Genomic DNA, 24,683 nt, shown 5'->3' on the forward strand with positions numbered 1-24,683 from the left:
ACCGCCATGCGTGACGAAATCCTGTTGAACCTGCAGAATCCCGGCCAGCTCGAGAAGTTGTACCGGGCCAACAAACCGACCTTCAAAACGGTCTTTAACAGCCTGTATCCTCAGTTGCAGAACAACCCTGTGGCCGAGAGCTGGTACCATCGACTCAACTACGGGCAGGACGAGTCTGTCTGGGGCACCCGCAACGACCGCATCGTTGTGGTTGGGGCGTCGCTACTGGCGGCCCTGCTGGCCAAACTGCCAACCCTGCTGTCGCTGGATAAGGAGTTCTTTTACACCCGGAACATAGGCTTCATCGTTTTCCCTATCCTGATGGCCTATTTTGGCTGGAAAAACAACCTCTCCCGCCTGACCGGACTGTGGCTGGCCGGGCTCATCCTGATCGCCATCGGGTTCATCAATGCACTGCCTCAAACCAACACCAGCGACACCCTGATTCTGGCCTGTATCCATCTGCCCTTATGGCTCTGGTCGCTGCTGGGGTTCACCTTTGGCGGGGGTCGATTAACGGGCGGGATCAACTGGCTGGGTTTTCTGCGGTATAACGGGGAACTGGCCGTGATGATCGCCCTGCTGCTGATTACCGGCGGCCTAACCACGGGGCTCACCATTGGGCTGTTCAAGCTGATTGGGTGGAACATTGAGCAGACATACTTCGAGTACGTGGTCGTTTGCGGACTGGCTGCCGTACCGATGGTGGCTACGTTTATCACCCAGTCTCAGCCGGCTCTGGTCAGTAGGGTTTCGCCCGTGATTGCGAACCTGTTCAGCCCCGTTGCGCTGGTTATGCTGGTGGTTTATCTGGTGGCTACGGTTGTCTCGGGCAAAGATCCGTATCACGATCGGGAGTTTCTTCTTCTCTTCAACGCGCTGCTGATCGGCGTTATGGCGCTGATTTTCTTTTCGGTGGCCGAGGCCACACCCGCCAGCAAGAGCCCGGTTCAGCTTCTTATCCTTTTTCTGCTTTCGGCGGTGACCATCCTCGTAAACGGCATCGCGCTGTCGGCGGTCCTGTTCCGGATTGCCGAATGGGGCGTAACGCCCAACCGGATTGCCGTACTGGGCGCCAACCTGCTCATGATCACTCATCTGGTTTATGTAGCGTTCAGGCTGCTGGGCGCCGTAACCCGCCGGACCGACCTCTCGCTGGTGGGCCAGTCGATGACCCTGTTTCTGCCGATCTACAGCCTGTGGACCGGCATCGTGACCTTCCTGTTCCCGCTACTCTTTGGGTTTAAATAAGACATCGACCCGGTCAGGCGCCACAGACACTTCTCTGACGGGCACCGACTCCGTGGTCGTCAGAGAAGCTTATATCCGATCGGCCAGAAAATAAATAAGGACGCCTATCCCGATCAATATCCAGCCGATTAATCGTAACGTTCGGTTTCTGCTATAGGGATTCATCATCAATCTGTATGGCCTGCTGCCCTTATTTTCGTTCGGAAGCAGGCCATGCTATCAAGCCGAACATCTATCGTGAAAGACCAACCCTTACTTGATAAAATAGCCCTGGTTACGGGGGCATCCCGGGGCATCGGGCAGGAAATAGCCCTGCGTCTGGCGTCGGCAGGAGCCACGGTGGTTGTCAATTACAAAAGCAGCCGGCAGGAAGCCGAGTCGATTGCCTCGCGGATCACAGCAACCGGCGGCCAAGCGCTGGCTCTCCGGGCCGACGTATCGGACGAGACCGACGTGCGGAATCTTTTCGACCAGATCAGCGACCAGGCCGGCCCCGTAACCATTCTGGTCAACAACGCCGGCATCAACCCGACCAGGCCGTTGCTGGACCTGACCCTGGCCGATTTTCAGCAGTCGCTGACGGTAAACCTCACCTCGGCCTTCCTGACGACTCAGGCGGCCCTGCCGGCCATGATTGAGCAGCGCTTTGGCCGCATCATCAACATCTCCTCGGTGGCGGCTCAGCTGGGGGGCGTGGTCGGTCCCCATTACGCAGCGGCCAAAGCCGGTATGCTTGGCCTGACACATGCCTATGCAGGGATGCTTGCCCAGTACGGGGGCATAACCGCCAACGCCATAGCTCCCGCCCTGATCGAGACCGACATGATCAGAAACAACCCCGCTATCAAACCCACGATCATCCCGCTGGGGCGCTTCGGCCAGCCCGAAGAAATTGCGGACGTGGCGCTGCTGCTGGCTACCAATGGCTACATAAACGGCCAAACCATCAACGTCAATGGCGGCTGGTACATGAGCTAGTCCCGTAACAGGACTAGACTCCGGGTTGGCCTCAGGGCAGCGAAAACACGACATACCCGCCCTGGGGAGCCGATGTGGCGTTGTCGGGGCGCCCTTCGGCCCGGCCCCATCGGAGCGGGGTGGTAGCGGGCACCACCAGATACTGCCGTCCGTTTACCGCGTACATCGACGGCAGCCCTTCGGTTCCGGTGGGCAGCTGTCCGGCCCATAGCTCCTTGCCAGTATCAGCATCCAGCGCGTAGATCTTTCCATCCCGGGCCGTACAGAAAAGCAGTCCGGTCGAGGTAACGATCATCCCATGGCGCTGGGAACGCAGCAAACCCGTGTTTTCTGTAGCGCCCTGTTCGGCCACCTCCTTGTCGCGCCCGATGGGTATTCGCCATTTGATGACGCCCTCGTTGAGGTCATAGGCAATGATCGACGACCAGGGCGGGCTGATGATATAGGGCGAGCCAAGGCCCCAGCCCGGCGGAACGAAGTAGCGGGTTTTGGGAGCGCTGGCACCCGCCGGGTAGGGTGCTCCGTATGAGTTGAACCCCATCCGGGAGGCCGCCCGGGCCGATTCGGCAATTTCCCGCAGCTGCTGCCCGCCCGGTGCTCCGCCCGAGGCCACGACGGGTCCGCTGAGCGGTTCGAGCTTGCGGTTCCCTCCCGGCCGGGCCATACGCGGATCGCTACCGGTCTGGCTAGTCAGAAACGTGTACAGCTTCCGGAGGGTGCTTTCGTCGAGGTGCGGAAAAGCGGGCATCTCCCCTTTCCCGGCCACGACGACCTGCTGAAACTTCTCAAAGTTGAGTCTCGTCGCCACATCCAGCAGCTGCGGCCCCACCAGTCCTTTCCGGTCGGCGCCGTGGCAGACCTGGCAGTTTTTAGTGTATAGCTCCTGCCCCATCTCGGTCAGCGCCACCGACGCCGACTCATCCTGCCCGGGTATGTCGCGTTTTTCTATCTTCCCGTATACCGAAGGCCAGTCGATACTACGCACGTATACCAGTCCCCGGGCGGGGTTGGCGGCCGTACTACCCCAGCTGGCTCCGCCCACGGCGCCCGGTATCGACAGGGTTTCGCGGGTCATGGACAGGGGCGTATACAGGCCCGTACCCATGCTGTCGATGCGCTGCTTCCAGTCGGCGCGTTCCTTGTCGGTGAGCAGGTAGGGATTAATATCTTTGGAGGTCATGTTCTGCCGGCCAAACGGGGGCAGCACCGTTGGGTAAGGCTGCGTAGGCCACGACTGCTCGCCGGGAATGGTGCTGGCTGGCACGGGGCGCTCTTCGATGGGCCAGAGCGGTTCGCCGGTAACCCGGTTAAACGCAAACAGAAACCCGTTTTTGCCGGCAACGGCTACCGCATCGATTCGTTTGCCTTTGTGGGTTACGGTGATCAGCTGCGGAGCCGCTGACAGGTCATAGTCCCACAGGTCATGGTGAACCAGCTGAAAATGCCACAACCGTTTGCCGGTGCGGGTATCCAGAGCCAGGATGCAGTTGCCGTACAGGTTGCTGCCAATGCGGTCGCCCCCGTAGTAGTCGTAGGTGGGCGAGCCCAGCGGGAAGTAGGCAATGTGCCGTTTGGTATCGACGGATATTTCGCCCCAGGTATTGACACCCCCGATGTACGTATAGGCGTCTTTGGGCCAGGTGTCATAGCCATACTCGCCCGGATGTGGAATGGTATGGAACGTCCAGGCGCGTTTGCCCGTAACGACATTAAAGGCCCGCAGATGCCCCGGCGACGAAATGTAGTTTTCGCCCGTAGCCGACCCCAGCAGGATCAGATCGTCCACTATTTTGCCGGGCGTACCGGACTGAACCCGAACAATCGTTTTGGGATCGCGCCCGAGGCCTTCGCGCAGATCGACCAGCCCGTTCTGGCCGAAGCTCAGGATCGACTGGCCGGTGCTGGCGTCGATGGCCTGGAGGTAATTGTTCATCTGGAACAGCAACCGCCGGTCTTTACCATCTTTGCTCTGCCAGTAGTTGATGCCCCGGATGGCCATACCCTGGAGGTGGGCATGAATCCAGATTTCCTTACCCGTCGTTGCATCCAGCGCCACCAGCGAATTATCCTTGGCCAGCACGTACATGGTATTGCCGACAATGAGGGGATTGAACTGGTAAACGTTCTTATCGTTGGTCGGATAAAACCAGGCGACTTTAAGCTGGCTGACGTTGGCTTTGGTGATGCCGGTCAGCGCCACAAACTTCGACTGGTCGGGGCCACCGCCATAGTCTTTCCAGGTTGTGTGCTGGTCATCCGGCTCGTCGGCCGCGGCAAAGGGTAAGTCCTGCCGGGTCAGCAACGCGCTACAGGCCACCCAGGCAATCAGTAACAACCCACACCAGATCACCGGCTGGTATGGTTCGGAAACTCGTAGTTTCGATGAAAATGTTTTCATGAGTTAGGGGCAGTTAGGTACCTTTCGGAATAAGGGGCACGCGGTATCGAAGCAGCGGAACCGGGTCGTTTGGGCGTGGTCAGTCCGGAAAATCGACAGCCTCGAACATCCGGTAGTTGTCTATACTGGTAGCGGGGGCGAAGAAGCAGATCACCTTCATCTCTACATCGCCGGTGTTTTTGAGCATGTGTACGTTGCCCTGCTCGAAGAGTATGGCCGACCCCGCCCGCACGCTGCCTACCTCGTTCTCGATCATTACTTTTCCCGAGCCGCTGATGATGTAGATCAGCTCTTCGCTGTTGGGATGCGAGTGGGCGGGTCGTACGGCTTCGCCCGGCAGCACCCGAATGACGCATACCGACAGGTTCTGGGCGGGCAGGGAGTCGTCGCTGGCCAGCCAGCGCATGAATCGTCCCGGATGTTCTTTTTCCGGTACGTCGTCTTCGTGAAGTATGGTCATTGGGGTACCTGGTTTAGGATGTCTGCAATTTGGTGGCTGAGGTGTTCGGCATCCAGCCCGTAATGGGCCGCCAGCTCGGTATACGTGCCCGAGTGGATGTAATGGAGCCCTTCGCGGCTGGCCGTATTGATGGGGTACAGCCGCCAGGTGTTCAGCTCGGACTCGCGCTCGAAGAGCACCTTTCTGAAGTTGGTCCAGAGGTAGCCGTTGTTCTGCTCGGCAATGAATACAGGGGTTCCGGCGCGGTACAGGGCTACGATGGTGTCGGAATCGATCGACGGCATATCGACTACGTTGACAGCCAGCCCTTTGGCGGCCAGCGCATCGGCCGCGTCGAGGGCTTCGTAAACGCCACGGCCGCTCGTGACGATGGTTGCCCGGGCCGCATCGGTCTGCCTCACCGGATAGGCCCGGCCAAACTCGAACCGGAAATCCGCGTCGTACAAGGCCGGAGCCGGGGCCCGCAGCGTCCGCATGTACACAATTCCTTTGTTGCCTTCGGCAATCCATGTCAGCACACCAAGCAGTTGCTGCGGACACGACACGTTGATAATCCTGACATGGGCGGCTTCGTTGAGCAGCAGCGCGTCGTCGTTCCCCATGTGCGTGGCTCCGTTCGACTGGGTTTCCAGATCGGCCGCCGTAGCTACCATGGTCAGGTCGATGCCGTGGCCTTCGGATAGCCAACCACCGGCCGCAATCACCTCCAGCCGTTCCTGATGCCCTACGGCAATCCGGCGGAGTACTTTCCAGTCGTAGAACGGGCAGAACGTGCTGATCCAGGCGTTGGCACCCAGTATGGCAAAGGCTTCGCCAATCAGCATCATGTTGGCCTCGGCCACGCCCACGTTCAGCGCCCGGCCTTTATCGACAAAGCCCACCCCGGCCTGCAACCCGCTGGTCGACGCCAGATCCGAGTCGACCGATACGACCCGCTCGTCCTGGGCGAAGGCGTTCATGGCCTGCTCGATCACCTTGTGCGCCCCGTAGGCTTTCCCTTTTTCGAGCCTGGGCAGCCGTTGCGGATCGTACTGCACCCGTTTGTCGCGGACCGGCGCTTTTCGGGGCTTCACCGAGGCCGGTACCGTAGCTACGCCCACCACCCGGCCTTCTGCCTGGGTCAGCGTAAACCCCATGGCCCGGGCCTGCTTCCCGAGCAGGGAGACGATATCGGCCGAGGACTCATCGGCCGTGAGCTGGTCGACGAACTGACAGAACTCCCGCTCGGCAGCCGCCCGTCGCTGGGTCTGCATCCCCGACTCCTGCCGCAGCAGCTCATCAGCAATGGACACCTTGTGGTTGGTCATGTACTCCGAGAAGCCGCCGTAGCCCTTCGTTGATTTGCAGATAATGACCGTGGGCCGACCATCGCGCGGGCCGTACTTGAACGTCTGCAGAGCGGCATAAACGGTATGGTACTTGGTGGCGTCGACCTCCAGCACCCGCCAGCCAAAGGAAGCGAAACTACCGGCCAGCCCCTGGTACGGAAAATGAAGCACATTGACCGTATCCAGCTGACCGCCGTTGTTATCGACCAGTACGCAGAGGTTATCCAGTCGCTTGAACCCGGCATACATCACGCTTTCCCAGATCGACCCTTCCTGCAGCTCGCCGTCGCCGGTTACGGCATACACGTCGAACCGGGGCGATCGCTGGCCGGCGATGGCAAAGCCCTGCGCCACGCCCATTCCCTGCCCCATAGGACCGGTAGCCACGTGAACACCCGGCAGCAGCGGACCAGGGTGGCCGTTGAGCAGGCTGGTGATCGAGCGCGAATTATCCAGCATGGCCGGATCGATGTAGCCCAGGTCGGCATAGATCGACGCCAGGGTGGCTACGGCATGCCCCTTGCTGAGCACAAACATATCCTGATCCGTGGCCGTGGGTTCTTCGATATTCAGGTCGATAATACCCCCGTAGAACAGGCTGACCATGGGGATCGTAGCCGAAAAGGCGCCCCCGATATGGATGGCCTTATCCACCGCATGGGCACACTGATACAGGCTCAGCAACCGGATATCCGCGTCCTTAATGGCCAATAGCTGGACAATGCCCCGGTCGGCCAGGGCTTTCTTGTCTTCCAGATAAATCAAGGTAATAAGTTGGTTAGTAAGTCCTTAAAACGGTTTACAAGGTATTGTCACCTGCCATCGCAGACGCGGGGTTCGCCCGCTACAAAATAGACCAGCCGCCATCGACAAAGTAGGTGGCCCCCGTCACGAACGAAGCCTCGTCCGACGCCAGAAAATACATGACGTTGGCTACCTCGGCGGGTTGGCCCATGCGGTTCAGCACGCTCTTCGCGTTCAGAAACTGTTCGGTACCCGCCGGGTCGGGCGAGTCGTTGATCGAGCCGCGCAGCAGCGGGGTGTCGATAGCCCCCGGCGCTACGCAGTTGACCCGGATCTGCTCGCTGGCCAGGTCGTAGGCCATACTCCGCGTCAGGGTATCGATGGCCCCTTTTGATGATGAATAGGCCGCCCGCTCGCCCACGGCCCTGTAGCCCAGAATCGAGCCGGTGTTGATCACATTACCCCCACCCTGCTCGATCATCATCGGCACAAAGGCGTTGCTCATGTAAAAAATGCCCTTGAGGTTGATGTCGTAGGTGCGGCTCCAGTCGGCCTCGCTGCACTGCAGAATACTACCCCGGATTTCAAGCCCGGCATTGTTGATCAGCACATCGGCCCGGCCAAACCGTTCGCGGGTTTGCTGAGCCGCCTGCTTCACCTGCCCGTTATCGGATATGTCGCACTGGCAAAACAGGGCCTCGACGCCCATCTCACTAATGTGTTGTTCAGCCTGTTCGCCCTTCTGGGCGTCAATGTCGATCAGTACGATGTTGTACCCGTTGCTGGCGAACTTAACCCCTGCGGCCAGCCCCAGCCCCGATGCGCCCCCACTAACAACCATGACTTTCCTACTCATATAGCTCGTTGTTAAAATCGTCTGTGTTAATTCATTCCATTGGGCTTCGTCGCCACCTTGATAGCACCGTCTTTCCGGTTTTCGTAGGTATCCAGCGCGGTTCTGAAATCGGTCAGTGCGTAGCGGTGGGTCATCAGCGGACTCAGGTCGATCCGGTTGTTGATCAGCAGTTCGATCGTTGGCTGGGCCGTATTCGGGTTGGCGCGGTTGCCCACCAGTTCGACTTCATCCAGCACCATCCGCTTGATGGGGATCGAGGGGTCCGAGTGCGGAATCCCGATCACCGACACCACGCCCCCTTTGGCAGCGGCCAGACAGGCCTGGGTCAGCGACTGCGCCGTACCCGCGCACTCCAGCACCGCCGGAACGCCCCGCCCGCCGGTCAGCTCGCGTACGGTCGTGACGACGTCGCCCTCTTTGTAATCGATCGGTATGGCGCCCAGCTCCTGCGCTTTGGCGAGCCGCTCACCGCTACCGGCCGCGTATATACGGGCCGCCCCCAGCGCCTTCGCACAGAGAACGGCCATGAGCCCCTGCGGGCCGGTACCGATGATCAGGATGTCGTCGCCGGGCTGCATGCGCGACCGCTTCACGGTATACAGCGCAATGCTGAGCGGATCTACGCAGGCCGCATACTCCAGCGACATGGCATCCGGAATTTTGAAGATGCTTTTCACGGACGTACGCATGTACTGCGCGTAGGCCCCCGGCGTATAATGACCATATTGCCGGTGTCCCCGCTCTTCGTGGCCGTAGTTGAGGCAGATGTTGTAGCGACCTTTCAGGCACATCTCACAGTAGCCGCAGCCGCAGTGCGAAATACCACACACCCGGTCGCCCTCGCGCCAGCCCAGGCTGGCCGCCCGGGGGCCGGTTTGCACCACGGTTCCTGACCATTCGTGACCCGGTATGAACGGAAACCGGGTAGGCCAGAAATTAGGGAAGTCGCCCGCTACGATATGCGGATCGGTACCGCAGATGAAGGTGGTGTCAACTTTGCAGATCACTTCGTCGGTATCCGGTACCGGCACCGGCACGGTCTCTATAGCAAAATCGCGAACACCGTTGAGAACCAGCGCATCCATGTGTTGAGGCAAACTCATAATCAGTCGATTAGCTTTTTATAGTTGAGATTGGGGCACGATAGCGACGCCCCGGAACGGCGAGCCGGAGCCCCCTTTAATTTTGAGCGGCAGGCCCACAAACCAGAACGCGTGGGCGGGGATCAGGTCGACCTGGGCCAGGTTTTCGATGTTCAGGATTTCGCGCTCGCGGCATACGATATGGGCCGGCTGCTCCCTGACAACGGCCACTTCATGATGGCTGTCGATACTAGGCGCGTCGGCCCCTACGCTGATGGCGCCCAGGTCGTTGAGGTATTCGATGGCGCTACGATCCAGGCCGGGATAGCCCCGGATGTAGTCGAACGGCTGTTTCCACTTTTTGTACCAGCCCGTATGGTAGAGCACCACCGACTGGGGTTTGATCGTAACCCCCGTTTTGTCCAGAGCCTCCTCGATATCGGCCCGGGTGATGTAGCTGGCCGGTTCCTTATGCGAAAAGTCGAACCAAACGCCGGGGGCCATGAACCACTCCAGCGGCAGCTGATCGACGGAGCGCGCGTCGGGCTCGTTGACCACGTGGTTGATGGCATCGACGTGGGTATTGGAATGGTCGCAGAGGGTGAACCCGACTACCTTGTACGAATAAGGTGGTTTGGTGAGCCCCATCTTCTGGGTTTCTTCGTGCGACAGGTGATTCCAGATCAGGGTGCGCTGGTGGCCGATGAAGGTAGGGTCTTCGGTGCTGATGGTATGACTGAGGTCCGTTACGACACAGTCGATGCCCAGGAAGTTGATCCGGGTCTGGAGGCTGAAAGGCGGGCAGAAGGCTTTTTGCAAGGTTGACATACGTTTTGATTCGCTAAGGATGAGGAGCAGAACCGCTCAGAACCGACCTGTACCGCTAGAACTTACGCGACCATTCTTTGGGCCACCGCTCCACAACGACTTTGGTTTGGGTGAAAAACTCGACCGCGTGCCGACCCTGCCCGTGCAGATCACCGAAGAAGCTTTCGTTCCAGCCGCTGAAAGGAAACTGCGCCATGGGAGCCGCCACCCCGATGTTGATGCCGATGTTGCCGGCCATGGCCTGACTCCGGAACTTGCGGGCGTTGGCTCCGCTGCTGGTAAACAGACAGGCCATATTGCCATATCGGCCGCTGTTGATGAAGGTCAGGGCCTCGTCTACCGTACCGAGTTCGATAAGGCTCATAACAGGGCCAAAAATCTCGGTGCGAATCACCTCGCCATCGAGCGGCAGGCCTTCCAGAATGGTGGGCCTGATGAAGTTGCCCTGCTCGAAACCGCTGATGGCCGGCTTGCGGCCATCCAGCAGCACCCGCCCCCCCTCCTGAATGCCTTTATCGATCAGGTGTTCGATCCGGGACCGGCTGTCTGGGGTAATGACTGGCCCCATCTCGACCGATTCGTCCAGGCCGAAGCCGGTCGTTCGGGATTTGGCCGACTCGTACAAGGCATCTTTGATGGCCCCCTGATCGCCCACGGTGATGATGTTGGACGCGGCCAGGCAGCGCTGACCCGCGCAGCCGAATACGCTGTCGGTGATGATCTTCACGGATATGTCCAGATCGGCATCGGGCAGTACCACCACCGGATTTTTGGCTCCTCCCTGGGCCTGAACCCGTTTTCCGTTGGCGGCTCCTTTGGCGTAGATGTATCTGGCAATCTGCGTAGACCCCACAAAACTGATGGCCTTGACGTCGGGGTGTTCCAGCAGGGCGTCTACCGTTTCCTTACCACCGTGGACCAGATTGATAACCCCCTCGGGCAGGTCCAGCTGATCGATGAGCTCGAACACCTTCAGCATGGTCAGCGGCACTTTTTCCGATGGCTTTATGATGAAGGTGTTGCCGCAGGCGATGGCGTAGGGCAGAAACCAGAACGGAATCATGCCCGGGAAGTTGAACGGTGCAATGCAGGCGCAGACGCCCAGCGGCTGACGAATCATGAACTCATCGATGCCCGGCGCGATATTTTCCGAGAACTCGCTCTGCATCAGCACCGGCATGCCGCAGGCTACCTCCACGTTCTCGATGGCCCGCTGAATTTCTCCCCTCGACTCGGCCAGGGTTTTGCCGCATTCGAGCGTAATGGTCCGGGCAATCTCCTCGGCATTAGCTTCGAGCAGCTGCTTCAGTTTGTAGAGCGGCTGTACCCGCTTCATGACGGGTACCTCGCGCCAGGCCGCAAACGCTCCGGCGGCTGCCGCTACCGCACTGGCCACATCGGCGGACGTATGGCTCCCCAGCGGAACAGTACCGATCACTTCCTGCGAGGCCGGGTTGATCACAGCCACCGTATTTTCTTCCTTACTTTTTGTCCACGTACCGCCGATATAATTCGCTAGAACTTCCATAAACCAGGGGAAAACAAATCTTGATTAACGCGTTTTTGACTGCCAGACGCTGGCGTATGTCGACTAGGCTACGAACTTGTATCCCAGCTTTTTAAGGTAATCCCGGGACACTTTGGCCGATTCGAATTCTGTCATCGGCATCTTGTTTTTCCGGTCCGAATCGAGTTCGAACATGATCATGCCGGCCATGTCTTTCTTGCGGGGTTCGAGCATATCGAGGATTTTTTTCAGGTCTACGGTCCCGGCGCCCAGGGGCGCGTAGCCGAGGTAGCCGTTGTCGTTGCCGCCCGAAAAATCTTTCAGGTGAACGTGCTGAACGAGTGGCAGAAAATCCTGTACGATCTTGACCGGGTCGCTGCCGCCTTTGGCCAGCTGCCCCACATCCGGCCCGAACTTCATGTAGTTCGTATCCAGATTCTCCATGATGAAGTATACCTCTTCGCGGGTTTCGATGGGCGTACCCGTATGCGGATGGAGCGCGCAGACCAGCCCCATATCGGTGACGACTTTGGCGTACTCGTTCATGGAGTCGACCAGGTTCTTTTTATGTTCCCTGTAGTCGTAGCCGTCGCGTTTGATACCGGTGGGGCAGTATTCGACGACTTTGCCGCCGTTTTCTTTTAGCAGCTGCGCCCAGCGTTCCAGCTTCTTGCGCTCGGCCGGCCGTTTGTCGGGGTCCAGGACGTCGGTCATGCAGAAGGCCGAGATGATGGGAACGCCGTATTTCTGAACGACCTTACCGAATCCGCCCCGCTTTTCTTCCCATTCCTGAATAACCTGTCCGAAGGTCTCGAACGAATGGTAGCCTAGTTTGGCCATGTCGCTGAGCGAGGCTTCGAGGTTGTCGGCGCCGTATCCCCACAGGATGAAGGTGGCACCGATTTCGTTTTTTCTGGCGAGTTGTTCCATGGCCAGGGTGGGCAGGGCCAGCGAGGCCGCGCCGGCCATACCGGCCGCTTTGATAAAATCCCTTCGGGTCAATGGCGTATGCATAGATTTCAGGCTGTTATTTGGAAAATGTGCAGACGGCGGCCCCGGCAACCAGCAGCAGTGCCCCCACCACTTTCATGGCAGAAATGGGCTCCACCGGCGACCCCAGCGCGCCAAAGTGAGACAGGACCAGGCCGGTCACCACCTGACCGGCAATCATCAGGACGAAGGCGGTAGCGGCCCCGACTTTAGGAACGGTCCAGGCAATTCCGAACACCAGTGCGGCCCCCATAACGCCCGCCGTAAGCAGCCAGACCGGCACCTCGCGCAGCCGGGAAAACGCTTCGGTATCGCCGGAAGAAAAGCCGATCGCCAGGGCGGTAAGGGCGCCAATACCCCAGAAGATAGCATTGCCTACTTTGGGATTCCGGATAATGGCGCCCACCTGGGCGTTCATGGTCAGGTGCAGGGACAGGATGACCCCGATGAAGAGCATCAATACGATCAAATACGGTTTCATGAGTAAGGGCTTAGGGATTAGGATTGAGGAACCGGGATCGGAAGCCAGCACAACAGCCTGGCTGTGAGACTTATTCTGACCGGGACGGCTGTTTTTTAGGTTTGCTGCCAGCGGGGGTGTTCCAGAAAATGAAGGTGCCCCGGTTGGTTGAGGTGACGATGTCGATGGCGCCGTCTTTGTTGATATCGACCGCGGTTACTTCGGAGCCCGCCCCCGAGCGGTTATGAATCAGTTCGGGCACAAACTCGGCCCCGCCGGGCGCTTTCGGATTCCGGACGGTTCGGTACCAGTACAGCACCGGCGCGCCGTACGAGTCGGGATCGTACATGTTGTCGAGATGGGTGAAGTAGCGTTTGCCAACGATGAAATCGCGAATACCGTCGCCGTCTACGTCGGCATAGGTGGCGCCGTGGGGTTGCGAGAAGGTCACGTTACCAGCGCTCTTTGTCGAGTAGTCGTCGCTGATCATATGGCGGGTAAACGAGATAGCACCGGCCTTGTCGCGCACCTGCTCGAACCAGGCCAGGCCAAAGCCATGTACGTTGAGGTTGGTGATTACATCGTTCAGCCCGTCGCCGTTGGCGTCGAATACAGCCATCAGCGTGCCGCCGATGTTACTACCGCGGTTGCCGTAGCGACCAAACGCATACGGATGGTACGCCCAGAGGGTTTCCGGCGTCTTTTGGTCGGGCTGCTCCCACCAGCCGTAGGCGTTCAGGATGTCGAGCCGGCCGTCGCCGTTGATATCGCCGGTTCCGATGCCGTGGGCCAGCGCGTAGCCTTTGTCCGAAATAATGAATTCTTTCCAGGGTTTGGTCGGGTCGGCTCCGTCGGGCTTCGCATACCGCAGGGAGCCGCTGGCCGCATACACCAGTTCGGGCTGGCCGTCTTTATCGATATCCACCAGATCGGTGATTTCGCTCTGCACAGCCGGCAGAATATCGTAGCTTTTCCAGCGCCGGGATTCCCCTTTCGGGTTGATCAGCACACTGGCCCCCGACGGGCTGATGAGCACATCGGGCCAGCCGTCGCCGTTGAAGTCGTGCGTAAACTGCACGTGGGTGCGGGTGAACTCCTTCGATGGACTCACCGCAATGGCCGGAAAAATTTCCCGATGCTTCGTGTAGTCAGGCCCGTAATAGATGTAGGGACCCGCAACTACGTCCATGATGCCGTCTTTATTGAAATCGGCGGCATCGGCACCCCACGAATAGTACATATCACTGATACACTGCACGTTGAACCGGGGAGACGACTTTTCGGCCGGGTTCACGCGCATCGCAATGTCCTTGACCATGATGTCTTTGAAGCGAACCTCACCCGACCCGCCCGCGTAGAGCGCAATAGGACCGTATTCGTATGTAGCCGAATCGCCATCTACGGCCCCACCGATCTCGGCGCCATCGTTCAGAAAATTGCGGATGACGTTCAGCTCGATAAACGTTTCGACCATATTCCAGTCGTCGGCGCGGAAGTCCGTATTGGGTCGGGCCAGCGGCAGGTTGGCGGGGGTAGCGGGGCGGGGTGGCATAGCCCGGCGGGCGTTGGCCTGGGCGTCGTTCTTCGGGGGGGCCAGCCGGTAGTAGATACCGCCCGCATACCGCAACTTTTCGCGCTCGGTTATTTTCCCCTGCGCATCGATGGATACCGCATAAGGAGCTACTTCGTCTTTATTCAGGGCCAGGAAAATACCCTTCATGCCCCGATCGGTTTTCTGCATCCGCAACAGCACCCCCGTTTCGGCCGAGGGGCTGCACTTGAACAACGCATGAAGACCGACATCCTGATACGACCGGTTCAGCACGAGCCAGCTCCCCCGGGAATCAGGCGCTAGCCGCGCAACGATCTCTCCGTTCTGAGCCTGCCAGTCGGCCTGCCCAACCACCTGGAACGAGTTGATATCGGAGGCCCTGACTACCTGGTCTGGCACAAACGTCTGACCGAACGCCGGTTTTTCAGACGCCGTCATATCCTGACCAAACAAGCTGGCAGACAACACCATTAAAGCAAATACACTTACAAACAGCCGCATGGAAGAGGTAGTTTAAACCAGGCCGGAGCGCCGGACTGTGGGAGTAGTGAGAAGCAGGCAGCCGGGCGGGGGTCAGTCACCCGCAGCCCGTATACGGGAGCCGGGTGACTGACTTCGGACAACTGGTATGGTTTGGGGAAGGCATAGTTCGCCCAACCCACGCCCGTCTGGTACGATGACAGGTCCTGCGTTTAGTAGCCCGGATTCTGCTTGATTTTGCCGCCACTCAAATTGATTTCGAGCTGCGGAATCGGGAATATTTCGTTGATACCGTCGCGGAAGCCGGCGCCTTTGGCGGTTTTGTATTTTTCGCCGTAAGCCCGCAGCACTTTCCCGGCCCGGCCCTGGCGGACCAGCTCGAAGAAGCGCTCATACTCCTGCCCGAACTCGACCCGCTGCTCCTGCCAGATTCGTTCGCGAAGCGCCACTTTATCGGTCACCGTTACGTCGGGTAGTACTCCCGTTTTTCCCTGCCGGGCGCGGGCCCGAACCTGATTCAGGGCATTCAGGGCAGCGGTTGTGTTTCCGTTTTCGTTGGCTGCTTCGGCGTACCACAGCAGTACTTTCCCCAGCCGCATGTAGATATCGTCTCGACCCGCCTGCAGCGATCCGGCAATGCGCTCATATTCGGGCACGTACACTTTCTTGTTCAGGTAGCCGGTGCTGCTGTTGCCTACGTTGGCCACAAGCCCGTCGGGCATGACATCGCCCGTTTTGTAGACCGACTGCTCCAGGCGGGGGTCGCCGGGCTCGAAAGCGCTGACAAAATCGGGGGTAGGGTTATTGAAGCCCCAGCCATTGCGGGCGCGACTGGCCATCACGATATTGATCTGATTATTGGCTGGCTGCGCACCCTGATCGTTCAGGAACTGCACCTGGAAGATATGCTCCCGGCTGGTTTCGCCGGCCCGCAGAAACATGCCCATGTAATCGGCATGCAACGCGTACTCACCCGACTTGATCACTTTGTCGAACCATTCTTCGGCCTTGGCGAAATTATTCATATACAGGTAGACCTTACCCAGATAAGCCTGAGCGGCCCCTTTGGTGGCCCGGCCCCGGTCGGCAGCCGGGTACTTACTGGCCAGCGGGAGTACCTCGGCGGCTTCTTCCAGGTCTTTGATGATCTGGGCGTAGACCTGCTGTTTGGGCGTGCGCTCCATGTCGTAGGTATTCTGCGAAGCAGTCAGCACCAGCGGCACATCCCCGAAGGTTTTGACCAGATTGATGTAGTACCAGGCCCGCAGAAACTTGGCTTCGGCCAGGTACTGGTTTTTGAGGGCCGCGTCCATCTGGATGTTCGGTACGTTGTCCAGCACCAGGTTGGCCCGCCGTATGCCGATGTACTCCGTCGACCAGGCGAAGCGGGCCGCATCGTTGTCCGACTGAATGTTGAAGAGGGAAATCTGCTGCGCATACAGCTGATCGGACCCCGATTCGCCCCCTTTTTCGGTATCGTCAGACGCTACGTTGGCTAGTACCCAGTGCATATAGCCGGTTCCTACGTAGGTGCAGCACCAGTTATTACCGGCCAGCGGGGTATAAGTAGCGGTTACGGCCCGGCGGGCATCGTCGGCGGTGATGTAGGCGCTGGAGGCACTGATCTGCGCCAGGGGTTCTTTATCCAGTACGCTCTTGCAGCCCTGCGAGGTGAACCAGCAAAAACAGGTTAATAAGACGTATGATAGTAGCTTCATGGCTAATGGATCTTGGGTTTAAGGAGCGCTTTTGTGGCAGCGTGTTCACGGTAGCGCCGGAAAGCGCTTTGGACAATATCAAAGGCCAATGTTGACGCCCAGGGTATAGATCCGGGGCAGCGGGTAGTTCGTCTCGTCGATACCGATGTAGAGGGGGCTGTTGCCGCGGTTGCTACCCAGCTCAGGATCGAATCCGGGATATTTAGTGAAGGTCAGCGCGTTCTGAACCGACGCGTATACCCGCAGACTCCGCAGATTGACCACGCTCTTCGGAATGCGGTAGCCGATCTGGATATTCCGCAGCCGCAGATACGATCCGTCTTCTACGTAGTATTCCGACGAGCGCATGTTGTTATTCGGGTCGTTGGTATTCAGGCGGGGCACCGTATTGCTGGTGTTCGGGCCGGTCCAGCGGTTTTCCCAGACGTTCATGGTGTAGTTGAAGAAGTTGGCGCCTTCCATTCTGAATTTCAGCCCCATGAATATGTCGTTGCCGTAGGTGCCCTGCAGCTGCATCCGGAAGTCGAGGTTCTTGAACGACGCGTAGGACGTTAGCCCGTAGGTGAACTTGGGCCAGGGATTGCCGATCACGGTCTGGTCGTTGGCGTTAATGACGCCGTTGCCGTCCAGGTCCACGAAGCGTATGTCGCCGGGCGCGGTTCCGGTGCTCTGGAACGCGTGGGCCGCAATTTCTTCGCGGCTCTGGAAGAGGCCATTGGTCCGCCAGCCCCAGAATGAAGCGATGGGGCTGCCCACCTGCGTAACGTTTACCAGACCAACAAAGCTGATGAACTGGTTGATGGCCGTTCCGGAGTTGCTCAACGCATTTACCCGGTTCTGATTGAAGGCGATATTGCCCGACACACCGTAGTTGAAACCACCGGGAATGCTGTTGTTCCGATCGTAGCCCAGCGACAGCTCAACCCCTTTGTTGGTCACGCTGCCTCCGTTTACATAAGGCGCGTTCTGAATACCGGAGTAGCTGACAACCGGCACCTGCAGGAGCATATCGGTCGTTTTCTTGTTGTACACGTCGACCGAAGCCGTAACCCGGTTGTTGAAGCCGGTAAAGTCGACCCCTATGTTGGTTTCTTTGGTCGACTCCCACCGGAGGTCCGGGTTACCCATGCTGGTGACGGCCTGGCCGCGTACCACCGTCTGCGGGTTGCCGAAGGTGTAGTTGATATTAGGCGTAACCAGCTCAGTGAAGGCGTAGTTGGGTAACGAGTTCTGGTTGCCCAGAGACCCCCATCCGCCCCGCAGCATCAGGTTATTCACCCAGGTGACCTCTTTCAGGAAAGGCTCTTCGGACAGTTTCCAACCCAGCGAAAACGAGGGAAAATACCCGAATTTGTTGTTCTCCCCGAAGCGCGACGACCCGTCGGCCCGGAAGTTCACCGTCGTGAAATACTTGCTCTTGTAGTTGTAGTTAATCCGGCCGAGGTACGATAAGATGCCCCAGGCGCCGGCGTCGCCCTCTACCCGGTTGCTTTGGGTCGACAGGTTGAGGTAACGCAGATTCGGATTCTGGGTCGCGTTCAGGGGCAGTCCGGCCGCGTAGGCCAGTATACCCTGCGTGTAGGATTCCTGAACGGTTACCCCGCCCAGAATATCGAACGTATGATCACCGATGTTTTTCTGGTAGGTCAGCGTGTTTACCCAGCTGTATTCACGAAAACGGCTGGTACTTTCGGTCAGGTTGGCTACGTCGTTGAAGTTACTGGTAGAGATACGATACGCGGGGTTGAACACCGAGTTCTCCGAATAGCCAATGTTGAAGTTATACTGAGAGCGGAAGGTCAGCCCCTCCAGCGGAATGATCTCCGCGTATACATTGCCATTGATGACGGGCCGCCGGGTGTTGTTGTTGGTGTAATTGATACTGGCCAAGGGGTTGCCGGAGTTCAGCGAGGTTGGCGAATAACCCCAGTTGCCATCGGGCATCCTGACCGGAATTTCGGGGTTGGCCGTCAGCGTACTGCCCAGTATCGACCCGAAGTTGAACTCCGATATCTGCTTATACTGCGCCAGACTACCCGACAGGTTCTGACCGACCCGGAGATACCGGTTAATCGTGTGCGACGAGTTGATCCGCAGGTTGGCGCGGTTGAAACCCGATCCTTTTATGATACCCTCCTGGTTGATGTAGCCCCCCGAAAAGAAGAACTTGCTGTTCTCGTTACCCCCGCTGGCCGACAGGCTCACGTCGGTCATGGGCGCTACCTGAAACACTTCTTTCTGCCAGTTGGTACCCTCGCCCAGGGCCGATGGATTCGGGTAGAGCGGCTGCTGGCCCGCGTTGACCAGACCTTCGTTATAGAGCGTTGCGTACTGAAACGCGTTGGTAACGGGGAAGTATTTCCGGATTTGCTGTACCCCCTGCGACAGGCTGACATCCAGCTGGGATTTGCCCGCCCGGCCTTGCTTGGTGGTGATCAGAATCACGCCGTTGGCGCCCTGAGCCCCGTAAATAGCGGCTGCGCTGGCACTTTTCAGCACCTGAATGCTCTCAATCTGGTCCGGTACCAGATCGAGCGGGTTGCTGTTCAGGTTGCCGTCCACGACGTAGAGCGGGTCCGAATTGTTGACGGTACCCGTACCCCGAACGCGGATCAGCAGGCCGGAACCGGGAGCCCCTGAATTTTGGGTTACCTGCAAACCGGCCACCTTGCCCTGCAATGCCTGACCAATCTGAACCACCGGCTCATCCTGAATTTCTTTGGCACTGATCGACCCAACGGCGCCCGTGATGTCACTGCGTTTCTGGGTACCATAGCCCACAACGACCACTTCGTTAATCAGCTTGAGATCGGTTTTGAGCTGTACATTGACAATGCTGCGGTTGTTGACCGCAATCTCCTGGGGCAGGTAGCCGACAAACGAGAAGATAAGCACGGCCGCGCTGTTGGGCGAGTTACCCTCGCTGATTCGGAAGGTATAATTGCCCTGCACGTCGGTGGCGGTTCCCTTCTGAGTGCCTTTCAGCAGGATGTTGACCCCCGGTAGCCCTCCCCCGCTCTCGTCGGTAACCCGCCCGGAAACGACCTGATCGGCCACTTTCAGGCTCAGTGTGCCGGCTTTGCCTGACTGGGCGTCGGCCTCCAGCTGATGGCCGGCCATTGCCGTAGCCGTAACATGATCGGTCAGGCCGGGGGTAGCCGGGGCGCTGTTCGATACGCTTTTCCTACGATCCCGCTTCTCATCCAGAATCAGGTACGAACCCTCTTTCACCTTCTTGTAACGCAGATGCGTCGGCTTCAGAATAGCGTTGAGGTTCTGCTCCAGCGGCAGGCTGTAGTTGATGCTGATGACCGACGTAGTCACGTTTTCGACTACCCCACCCTCAAAAATGATGTCGACCTGGTAGCGGTACTTGAGTTCCTGAAGAATATCCTTCAGTTTACGCATTTCCGATGTGGTGAGCTTCGGATTAATAACCTGGCGGCTGGAGGCAAAGGTCTGAGACCAGGCGGGCTGACTCATACAGGAAACAGAAAGCAATAGCAATCCTGCCCTCGCGAGTGGAGAGAATTTTTTCATGAATGAATAGGGCTTAGAAAGGATTAATTAATCGACTTCACTCAAACGCACTGTATTCCCGTCGCGGGTGACTTTAAGATCAAAGATTTCGGCAACGAGCTCCAGCAATTCATCGACATTATCGGCCCGGAACGAGCCTACCAGCGTTCGCTGGGCAATCGCACTGTCAGATATGGTTACCGACAGTCCGTAATTTTCGGTCAATAGCTGCCCGAACGCCTGTAAACTCATATTGTCAAAAACGAACCGGCGCTCTTTCCACTGTTCGTACACCTGCGGTTTGATCTGGTGCTGAATCTGCGGTCGGTTCGGCTGCTCCAGCGATACGAGGTCGCCGGGTTTGAGAAAAATCTGATTCTGCGTTTTGCCCAGATTGCAGTTGACCTGAACTTTGCCTTTCCGCAGCATGACATTGGCACGGTACGAGCGGGTATTTACGGTAAACTCCGTGCCGTGAACAACCACATCGAAGCTCTTATCGGTCTTGACCTGGAACTTCAGGTTATTGTCGGTATGGGTGACGACAAAACCAGCTTCGCCTTTCAGCCATACCTCCCGGCTTCGTTCGCTAAACCCGAATCGGGGCACGCGCAGCAGCGAATTAGCCTGTAAGAAAACCCGGCTCCCGTCTGACAGCAGCACCGGTTTCGTTTCGCCGTATACCGTCTGGTATGTTTTGTATAAGATCGTTTCCTGATACTGCCAGCCTAAAAAAAGCCCGCCAACCAGTACCGATGCGGCAGCCAGCCACCCCCAGGGCGACCTCACCCCCCGCCGTTGCGTGACGACCTCGAGCGGTCTCAGCTTGTCGGCATCCACATCGGCCAACCCGGATGGCACCTTGTTCATGTGGTCGACAAACCGTTGCAGCGGTTCCTCAAGTGCTGGCAGATACGAGGCATTGTGCTGTTCCCATTCTGACAACCAGGCATAGAATTGCTCCCTGTTTGCTTCGCTGCCTAGCCACTCTTCGATCTGCCGTTTCTGCAAGGGCGTCGTCTTATCAGCGAAGTGGTCGAAAAGAAGTTGTTTGTCTATAGCCGGAAGCATATGTTGAATCTCTATCTGAATATGTGGACAAATTGCCTGGGAAAACTACGTACTGTACCTGCCAATAAATTTATCAGCACAGCCAGCTTTCCAGCCAGGTGGTCAGGGCTATAACCAGCCATTGGTCTTTTAACCCCGATCGCAGCGTTGACAGCGCCTTGGCAATATATACCTCAACGGTACGCACCGATAGCTTCAGCTCCTGGGCAATATCTTTCGCTTTCCGGCTTTCGAACCGGAACATGATAAACACCTTACGACACTGCGGAGGCAGTTCGGCCACCATCTTATCGATGCGGTGGTACAGCTCCTCGTACCGCATGATGGACTCGGGCAGATCGCCCAGGGGGGCCTCCTGCTTCTCGGCCGACTCAAGCGAACAAAGTTTTTTATGCTCGTTGGCCAGGTAGTTGTACGATCGATTCCGGACAGACCGAAACAGGTAGGCCCGGTACGACTGACGCACCGACAGGTAGGCCTGGGTGTCCCAGAACGTATAAAATACATCGGCAACCAGATCCTCAGCTACCTCTTTGGAATAAACGAACCGGCTGGCGTGGGTGCACATGGGCCGGTAATAATGCCGAAAAAGCAGTTCGCAGCCCTTTTTCGGATCAGTCTCGAATACCTTCCGGATAAACAGCTCCGTATCGACGGGTAGCTTCACTAACTCATCCGGGGTTTCGTTGGCGGTCGGGTTACTAACTATATTGAAAGGTCTTTGAAAAGCACTGGTTGAGAGCGTCAAAGGAGCAACTGTCTCCATAAGTTAGCTATGATTAAGTTAGTTTTTCGGCCACCTATCTATAAGACAAAAAACCCGATAGAACTACGTAGCTAATTTCTAATTTTTTCCAGAAAAATTTGGACAAATTCTCTTTACGGTAGGAATGACTAGGTACATATCACGTACCTAAAGCAACTACAAGTCTTTCTACAGCGCGTTGCCCGACCGCCAGGCAGTAGTTATACCCTTTCGTAGCGGTTGGTTGACATAGGCCGGGCGCGGTGTAGAAAATAGTACCTTCGTTTGTATAGCCGATCGTACAGCCCTGGTCTCTTTCTATAACCTTGCTATAGTGGTTAACCCGAACATAATGAAGTGTTTACCAACCCGATACTGAATCAACATCAGGTATGGAAGCCGACATAGGAAAGAAAGTTGCTATCAGGATTCCATATCGTTGTGTTAAAAAACCTTACTATCCAGATAATCTTATACTTAATAATGATATAAAAATACTTTTACTTTGTAGTTGCGGAATCTGCCTCTATGCTCAACAACCAGGGAAACAGAGCCGATTAAGGTCACGGTACTTATCTGTCTCTGTTTCTACGAAATAACCGCTACAGGGTATATGAAAGGCCGGTTCCGTCTCCAAACCCGACCATTAACCAACTCGGCTCACCTGACCGGTACCTACGGACAGGCAGGCACATAGACCCACTGGAAGCACGAACTGAACCTGTACAGTACAACTCAATTTTCACTATACAACTGAAAGCGGAAAATTTACCCGTTCAGTTGGCGTAAGGGATCTCCAAACATTCATGCTAGCCCATACCGACGACAAAGATTTGTGGCAATTATATCGTGAAGGCGATAGGCTGGCATTAGGTGGACTAGCCGAGCGCTACTATCGCGTGTTGAGACACTATGGGCTGAAGTTTATGGTCGATGAGGTCGTTGTTGAAGACTGCATACAGGAGCTTTTCTTACAACTCTGGCAAAACCGTCTGCAAATCGGCGACACCGAGTCGGTTAAACATTATCTGCTCAAAGCACTCCGCAACCACATCATCCAGCATATCAGAACCCAGAAACGGGTGTCGTACGAAGAACTGGACTGGGATACTTCAGTAGCAGAAGAGGCCGATTCGGAGTCCTTGCTGATTCATCAGGAATCTCTGAGCCTGCTGACCAAACGTGTTCAGAACCAGTTGGACCTGCTCCCTGCGCGGGAGCGCGAGGTGCTCTACCTTCGCTTCTACGAAAATTTATCGGTACCCGAAATTGCTGAGGTCATGCAGGTAAACCGGCAGTCGGTTTCCAATCTTCTCCAGAAAGCGCTTGGCAAACTCCGGAAACGCTGGCTCGTACACGCCCTGCTGATTAGTTGGATTTTTTTTCAAAAAAATTTGCTTTGAGAAGGGTATGAGCGGCCGGACTCTTCGTACTATCAAGGAATATAGTAGAATAGTTCAATGAGCCTGCCAACCCAGAACCTGGTAACCTTAGACGACTTTTTGCAGAGCGAGGACTTTCGCGTCTGGATGCGGGAAAGACGACCCGAGGATCAGCTTCGCTGGAGAACCTGGCTGGCCGAACATCCTGATCGCCAGGAAGTCTACGAACAGGCCGTTGCTACCTTTCTGGTTTTGCAGGGCACACAGCATACTATTTCCGACAAAGCCGTAAAAGACCGCGTGGAGCAGGTGATTCAGCAGCTGCCGCCCGCAACGGCCACCATCCGGCCGTTTAGTAACTGGCAGTGGGGTCGGTGGGTAGCTGCGGCTACGGTAGCTGGTCTGATCGGCTGGTGGCAACTGGGCTTCCCCCTATTCGATCCGCTGTCGGTAGCCAATACCCCGCCCAAACAGGCTACAAAACAGGACGCCTGGAAACTGGTGAAGAACTCGACCGGTCAGGCGCTGGTCGTGATTCTGCCCGACAGCTCGTCGGTACTGCTGTCTACGGGTAGTCAGCTGCGCTATCGCAAACAGAACAGCGGTTCGGTGCGGGAGGTGTATCTGCAGGGAGAGGGCTTCTTCGAGGTTACCAAAAATCCGGCAAAACCCTTTATCGTCTACGCGCCTAACCTAACTACCAAAGTACTGGGAACCAGTTTTCAGGTGCGTGCTTTCAGGCCGGGGGCAGCTTCCTTCGTAAAGGTAAAAACCGGCCGGGTAACCGTCACGTCTACCTCCTCGCCTACCGAAACGGTTCTGCTCACCGCCAACGAAGAGGCTAACCTCAAAACCAGCCATGAGCACTTTGTAAAGCACGAAACGCTGTCGGCCGACAATACAGACCGCATCCTCAAACAGCAATTCACCTTCGAGTACACCCCGGTACATGAGATCCTGAACCGGCTCGAAGAAAGCTATAACATGCCTATTCAGTACGACCGGGCTGCCCTTAGTAACTGTACGTTTACAGGGCAGCTCAACGACGTACCCTTTTTGGAAAAAATACGACTTCTGTGCCTGGCCACTGAATCTACTTTCGACGTGACGGACAACCTGGTAATCATCCATAGTCGCGGTTGTAAATGATTAATTCATTCACCCTTAATTAGCCCGAAACCAATGCAATAAATCTATCTATCACCTCACAGGGTGGTGGTATTCAGATACTTCCACTCCCTGTTGATAAATGTGTAAAAAAGACACATTTCAACGCCTTCCAGGGCATTTTCATCTCATGCGACAACTTTAAAAGCACAAAAACATGCATAACT

General features: G+C 57.0%; 18 protein-coding genes. 4 read left to right on the top strand and 14 right to left on the bottom strand.

Going from position 1 to position 24,683, the window contains the following annotated elements; genetic code table 11:
- Positions 1–6: 6 nt before the first annotated feature.
- Positions 7–1,251, top strand: coding sequence for a hypothetical protein (locus tag EQG79_RS21375; protein WP_129603846.1), 1,245 nt, complete (start codon positions 7–9; stop codon positions 1,249–1,251).
- A gap of 237 nt (positions 1,252–1,488) precedes the next feature.
- A complete protein-coding gene (locus EQG79_RS21380; protein WP_206445602.1) occupies positions 1,489–2,229 on the top strand; it encodes a 3-oxoacyl-ACP reductase family protein in 741 nt (246 codons plus the stop codon).
- A 31-nt stretch (positions 2,230–2,260) separates the two neighbouring features.
- Here EQG79_RS21380 and EQG79_RS21385 read toward each other — a convergent pair whose 3' ends face one another.
- The 14 genes from EQG79_RS21385 to EQG79_RS21450 form a co-directional block, all read right to left on the bottom strand.
- On the bottom strand, positions 2,261–4,627 hold the full coding sequence (locus EQG79_RS21385) for an outer membrane protein assembly factor BamB family protein (protein ID WP_129603852.1): 2,367 nt from the start codon (positions 4,625–4,627) through the stop codon (positions 2,261–2,263).
- 79 nt (positions 4,628–4,706) lie between these two features.
- Positions 4,707–5,087: a cupin domain-containing protein gene (locus EQG79_RS21390; RefSeq protein WP_077921295.1), complete on the bottom strand. Its 381-nt coding sequence runs from the start codon at positions 5,085–5,087 to the stop codon at positions 4,707–4,709.
- A complete protein-coding gene (locus tag EQG79_RS21395; protein WP_206445603.1) occupies positions 5,084–7,180 on the bottom strand; it encodes a transketolase C-terminal domain-containing protein in 2,097 nt (698 codons plus the stop codon). The genes EQG79_RS21390 and EQG79_RS21395 overlap by 4 nt, the downstream gene beginning before the upstream one ends.
- Positions 7,181–7,259: 79 nt before the next feature.
- The gene (locus EQG79_RS21400) at positions 7,260–8,015 is read right to left on the bottom strand and encodes an SDR family NAD(P)-dependent oxidoreductase (RefSeq protein WP_129603856.1); all 756 of its coding nucleotides are present in this window, start codon (positions 8,013–8,015) and stop codon (positions 7,260–7,262) included.
- Positions 8,016–8,041: 26 nt separating this feature from the next.
- On the bottom strand, positions 8,042–9,118 hold the full coding sequence (locus EQG79_RS21405; protein ID WP_129603858.1) for a zinc-dependent alcohol dehydrogenase: 1,077 nt from the start codon (positions 9,116–9,118) through the stop codon (positions 8,042–8,044).
- An 18-nt stretch (positions 9,119–9,136) separates the two neighbouring features.
- On the bottom strand, positions 9,137–9,925 hold the full coding sequence (locus EQG79_RS21410; RefSeq protein ID WP_129603862.1) for a cyclase family protein: 789 nt from the start codon (positions 9,923–9,925) through the stop codon (positions 9,137–9,139).
- Positions 9,926–9,980: 55 nt separating this feature from the next.
- Positions 9,981–11,453: a CoA-acylating methylmalonate-semialdehyde dehydrogenase gene (locus EQG79_RS21415; RefSeq protein WP_129603864.1), complete on the bottom strand. Its 1,473-nt coding sequence runs from the start codon at positions 11,451–11,453 to the stop codon at positions 9,981–9,983.
- A gap of 63 nt (positions 11,454–11,516) precedes the next feature.
- Complete coding sequence (locus EQG79_RS21420) at positions 11,517–12,446, bottom strand: TIM barrel protein (RefSeq protein ID WP_129603867.1); 930 nt, start codon at positions 12,444–12,446, stop codon at positions 11,517–11,519.
- A gap of 13 nt (positions 12,447–12,459) precedes the next feature.
- The gene (locus EQG79_RS21425; protein ID WP_129603869.1) at positions 12,460–12,903 is read right to left on the bottom strand and encodes a DMT family transporter; all 444 of its coding nucleotides are present in this window, start codon (positions 12,901–12,903) and stop codon (positions 12,460–12,462) included.
- A gap of 70 nt (positions 12,904–12,973) precedes the next feature.
- Complete coding sequence (locus tag EQG79_RS21430; protein WP_129603872.1) at positions 12,974–14,935, bottom strand: FG-GAP-like repeat-containing protein; 1,962 nt, start codon at positions 14,933–14,935, stop codon at positions 12,974–12,976.
- 191 nt (positions 14,936–15,126) lie between these two features.
- On the bottom strand, positions 15,127–16,632 hold the full coding sequence (locus tag EQG79_RS21435) for a RagB/SusD family nutrient uptake outer membrane protein (protein WP_077921304.1): 1,506 nt from the start codon (positions 16,630–16,632) through the stop codon (positions 15,127–15,129).
- Between the two features lie 78 nt (positions 16,633–16,710).
- Positions 16,711–20,040 (bottom strand): SusC/RagA family TonB-linked outer membrane protein, encoded by a 3,330-nt coding sequence (locus tag EQG79_RS21440; protein WP_206445604.1) that lies wholly within the window; start codon positions 20,038–20,040, stop codon positions 16,711–16,713.
- Positions 20,041–20,199: 159 nt separating this feature from the next.
- Positions 20,200–21,222, bottom strand: coding sequence for a FecR family protein (locus tag EQG79_RS21445; RefSeq protein ID WP_129603877.1), 1,023 nt, complete (start codon positions 21,220–21,222; stop codon positions 20,200–20,202).
- 73 nt (positions 21,223–21,295) lie between these two features.
- Positions 21,296–21,988, bottom strand: a complete 693-nt coding sequence (locus tag EQG79_RS21450; RefSeq protein WP_129603879.1) for an RNA polymerase sigma-70 factor — start codon at positions 21,986–21,988, stop codon at positions 21,296–21,298.
- 785 nt (positions 21,989–22,773) lie between these two features.
- On the opposite strand from EQG79_RS21450, the gene EQG79_RS21455 reads away from it, so the two are divergent.
- Together EQG79_RS21455 and EQG79_RS21460 are read left to right on the top strand one after the other, a co-directional pair.
- Positions 22,774–23,370 (top strand): RNA polymerase sigma factor, encoded by a 597-nt coding sequence (locus tag EQG79_RS21455; protein WP_077921308.1) that lies wholly within the window; start codon positions 22,774–22,776, stop codon positions 23,368–23,370.
- Between the two features lie 57 nt (positions 23,371–23,427).
- A complete protein-coding gene (locus EQG79_RS21460) occupies positions 23,428–24,498 on the top strand; it encodes a FecR family protein (RefSeq protein WP_129603881.1) in 1,071 nt (356 codons plus the stop codon).
- Positions 24,499–24,683: the final 185 nt, after the last annotated feature.

This window comes from Spirosoma sordidisoli (assembly GCF_004138325.1).
Lineage (GTDB): Bacteria > Bacteroidota > Bacteroidia > Cytophagales > Spirosomataceae > Spirosoma > Spirosoma sordidisoli.

Excerpts from the sequence above, each read along its gene's own strand:
- EQG79_RS21375 (WP_129603846.1), top strand. The coding sequence starts at position 7 with ATGCGTGACGAAATCCTGTTGAACCTGCAGAATCCCGGCCAGCTCGAG.
- EQG79_RS21385 (WP_129603852.1), bottom strand. The coding sequence starts at position 4,627 with ATGAAAACATTTTCATCGAAACTACGAGTTTCCGAACCATACCAGCCG.
- EQG79_RS21390 (WP_077921295.1), bottom strand. The coding sequence starts at position 5,087 with ATGACCATACTTCACGAAGACGACGTACCGGAAAAAGAACATCCGGGA.
- EQG79_RS21400 (WP_129603856.1), bottom strand. The coding sequence starts at position 8,015 with ATGAGTAGGAAAGTCATGGTTGTTAGTGGGGGCGCATCGGGGCTGGGG.
- EQG79_RS21405 (WP_129603858.1), bottom strand. The coding sequence starts at position 9,118 with ATGAGTTTGCCTCAACACATGGATGCGCTGGTTCTCAACGGTGTTCGC.
- EQG79_RS21410 (WP_129603862.1), bottom strand. The coding sequence starts at position 9,925 with ATGTCAACCTTGCAAAAAGCCTTCTGCCCGCCTTTCAGCCTCCAGACC.
- EQG79_RS21415 (WP_129603864.1), bottom strand. The coding sequence starts at position 11,453 with ATGGAAGTTCTAGCGAATTATATCGGCGGTACGTGGACAAAAAGTAAG.
- EQG79_RS21420 (WP_129603867.1), bottom strand. The coding sequence starts at position 12,446 with ATGCATACGCCATTGACCCGAAGGGATTTTATCAAAGCGGCCGGTATG.
- EQG79_RS21425 (WP_129603869.1), bottom strand. The coding sequence starts at position 12,903 with ATGAAACCGTATTTGATCGTATTGATGCTCTTCATCGGGGTCATCCTG.
- EQG79_RS21430 (WP_129603872.1), bottom strand. The coding sequence starts at position 14,935 with ATGCGGCTGTTTGTAAGTGTATTTGCTTTAATGGTGTTGTCTGCCAGC.
- EQG79_RS21435 (WP_077921304.1), bottom strand. The coding sequence starts at position 16,632 with ATGAAGCTACTATCATACGTCTTATTAACCTGTTTTTGCTGGTTCACC.
- EQG79_RS21440 (WP_206445604.1), bottom strand. The coding sequence starts at position 20,040 with ATGCGTAAACTGAAGGATATTCTTCAGGAACTCAAGTACCGCTACCAG.
- EQG79_RS21445 (WP_129603877.1), bottom strand. The coding sequence starts at position 21,222 with ATGCTTCCGGCTATAGACAAACAACTTCTTTTCGACCACTTCGCTGAT.
- EQG79_RS21450 (WP_129603879.1), bottom strand. The coding sequence starts at position 21,988 with ATGGAGACAGTTGCTCCTTTGACGCTCTCAACCAGTGCTTTTCAAAGA.
- EQG79_RS21455 (WP_077921308.1), top strand. The coding sequence starts at position 22,774 with ATGCTAGCCCATACCGACGACAAAGATTTGTGGCAATTATATCGTGAA.
- EQG79_RS21460 (WP_129603881.1), top strand. The coding sequence starts at position 23,428 with ATGAGCCTGCCAACCCAGAACCTGGTAACCTTAGACGACTTTTTGCAG.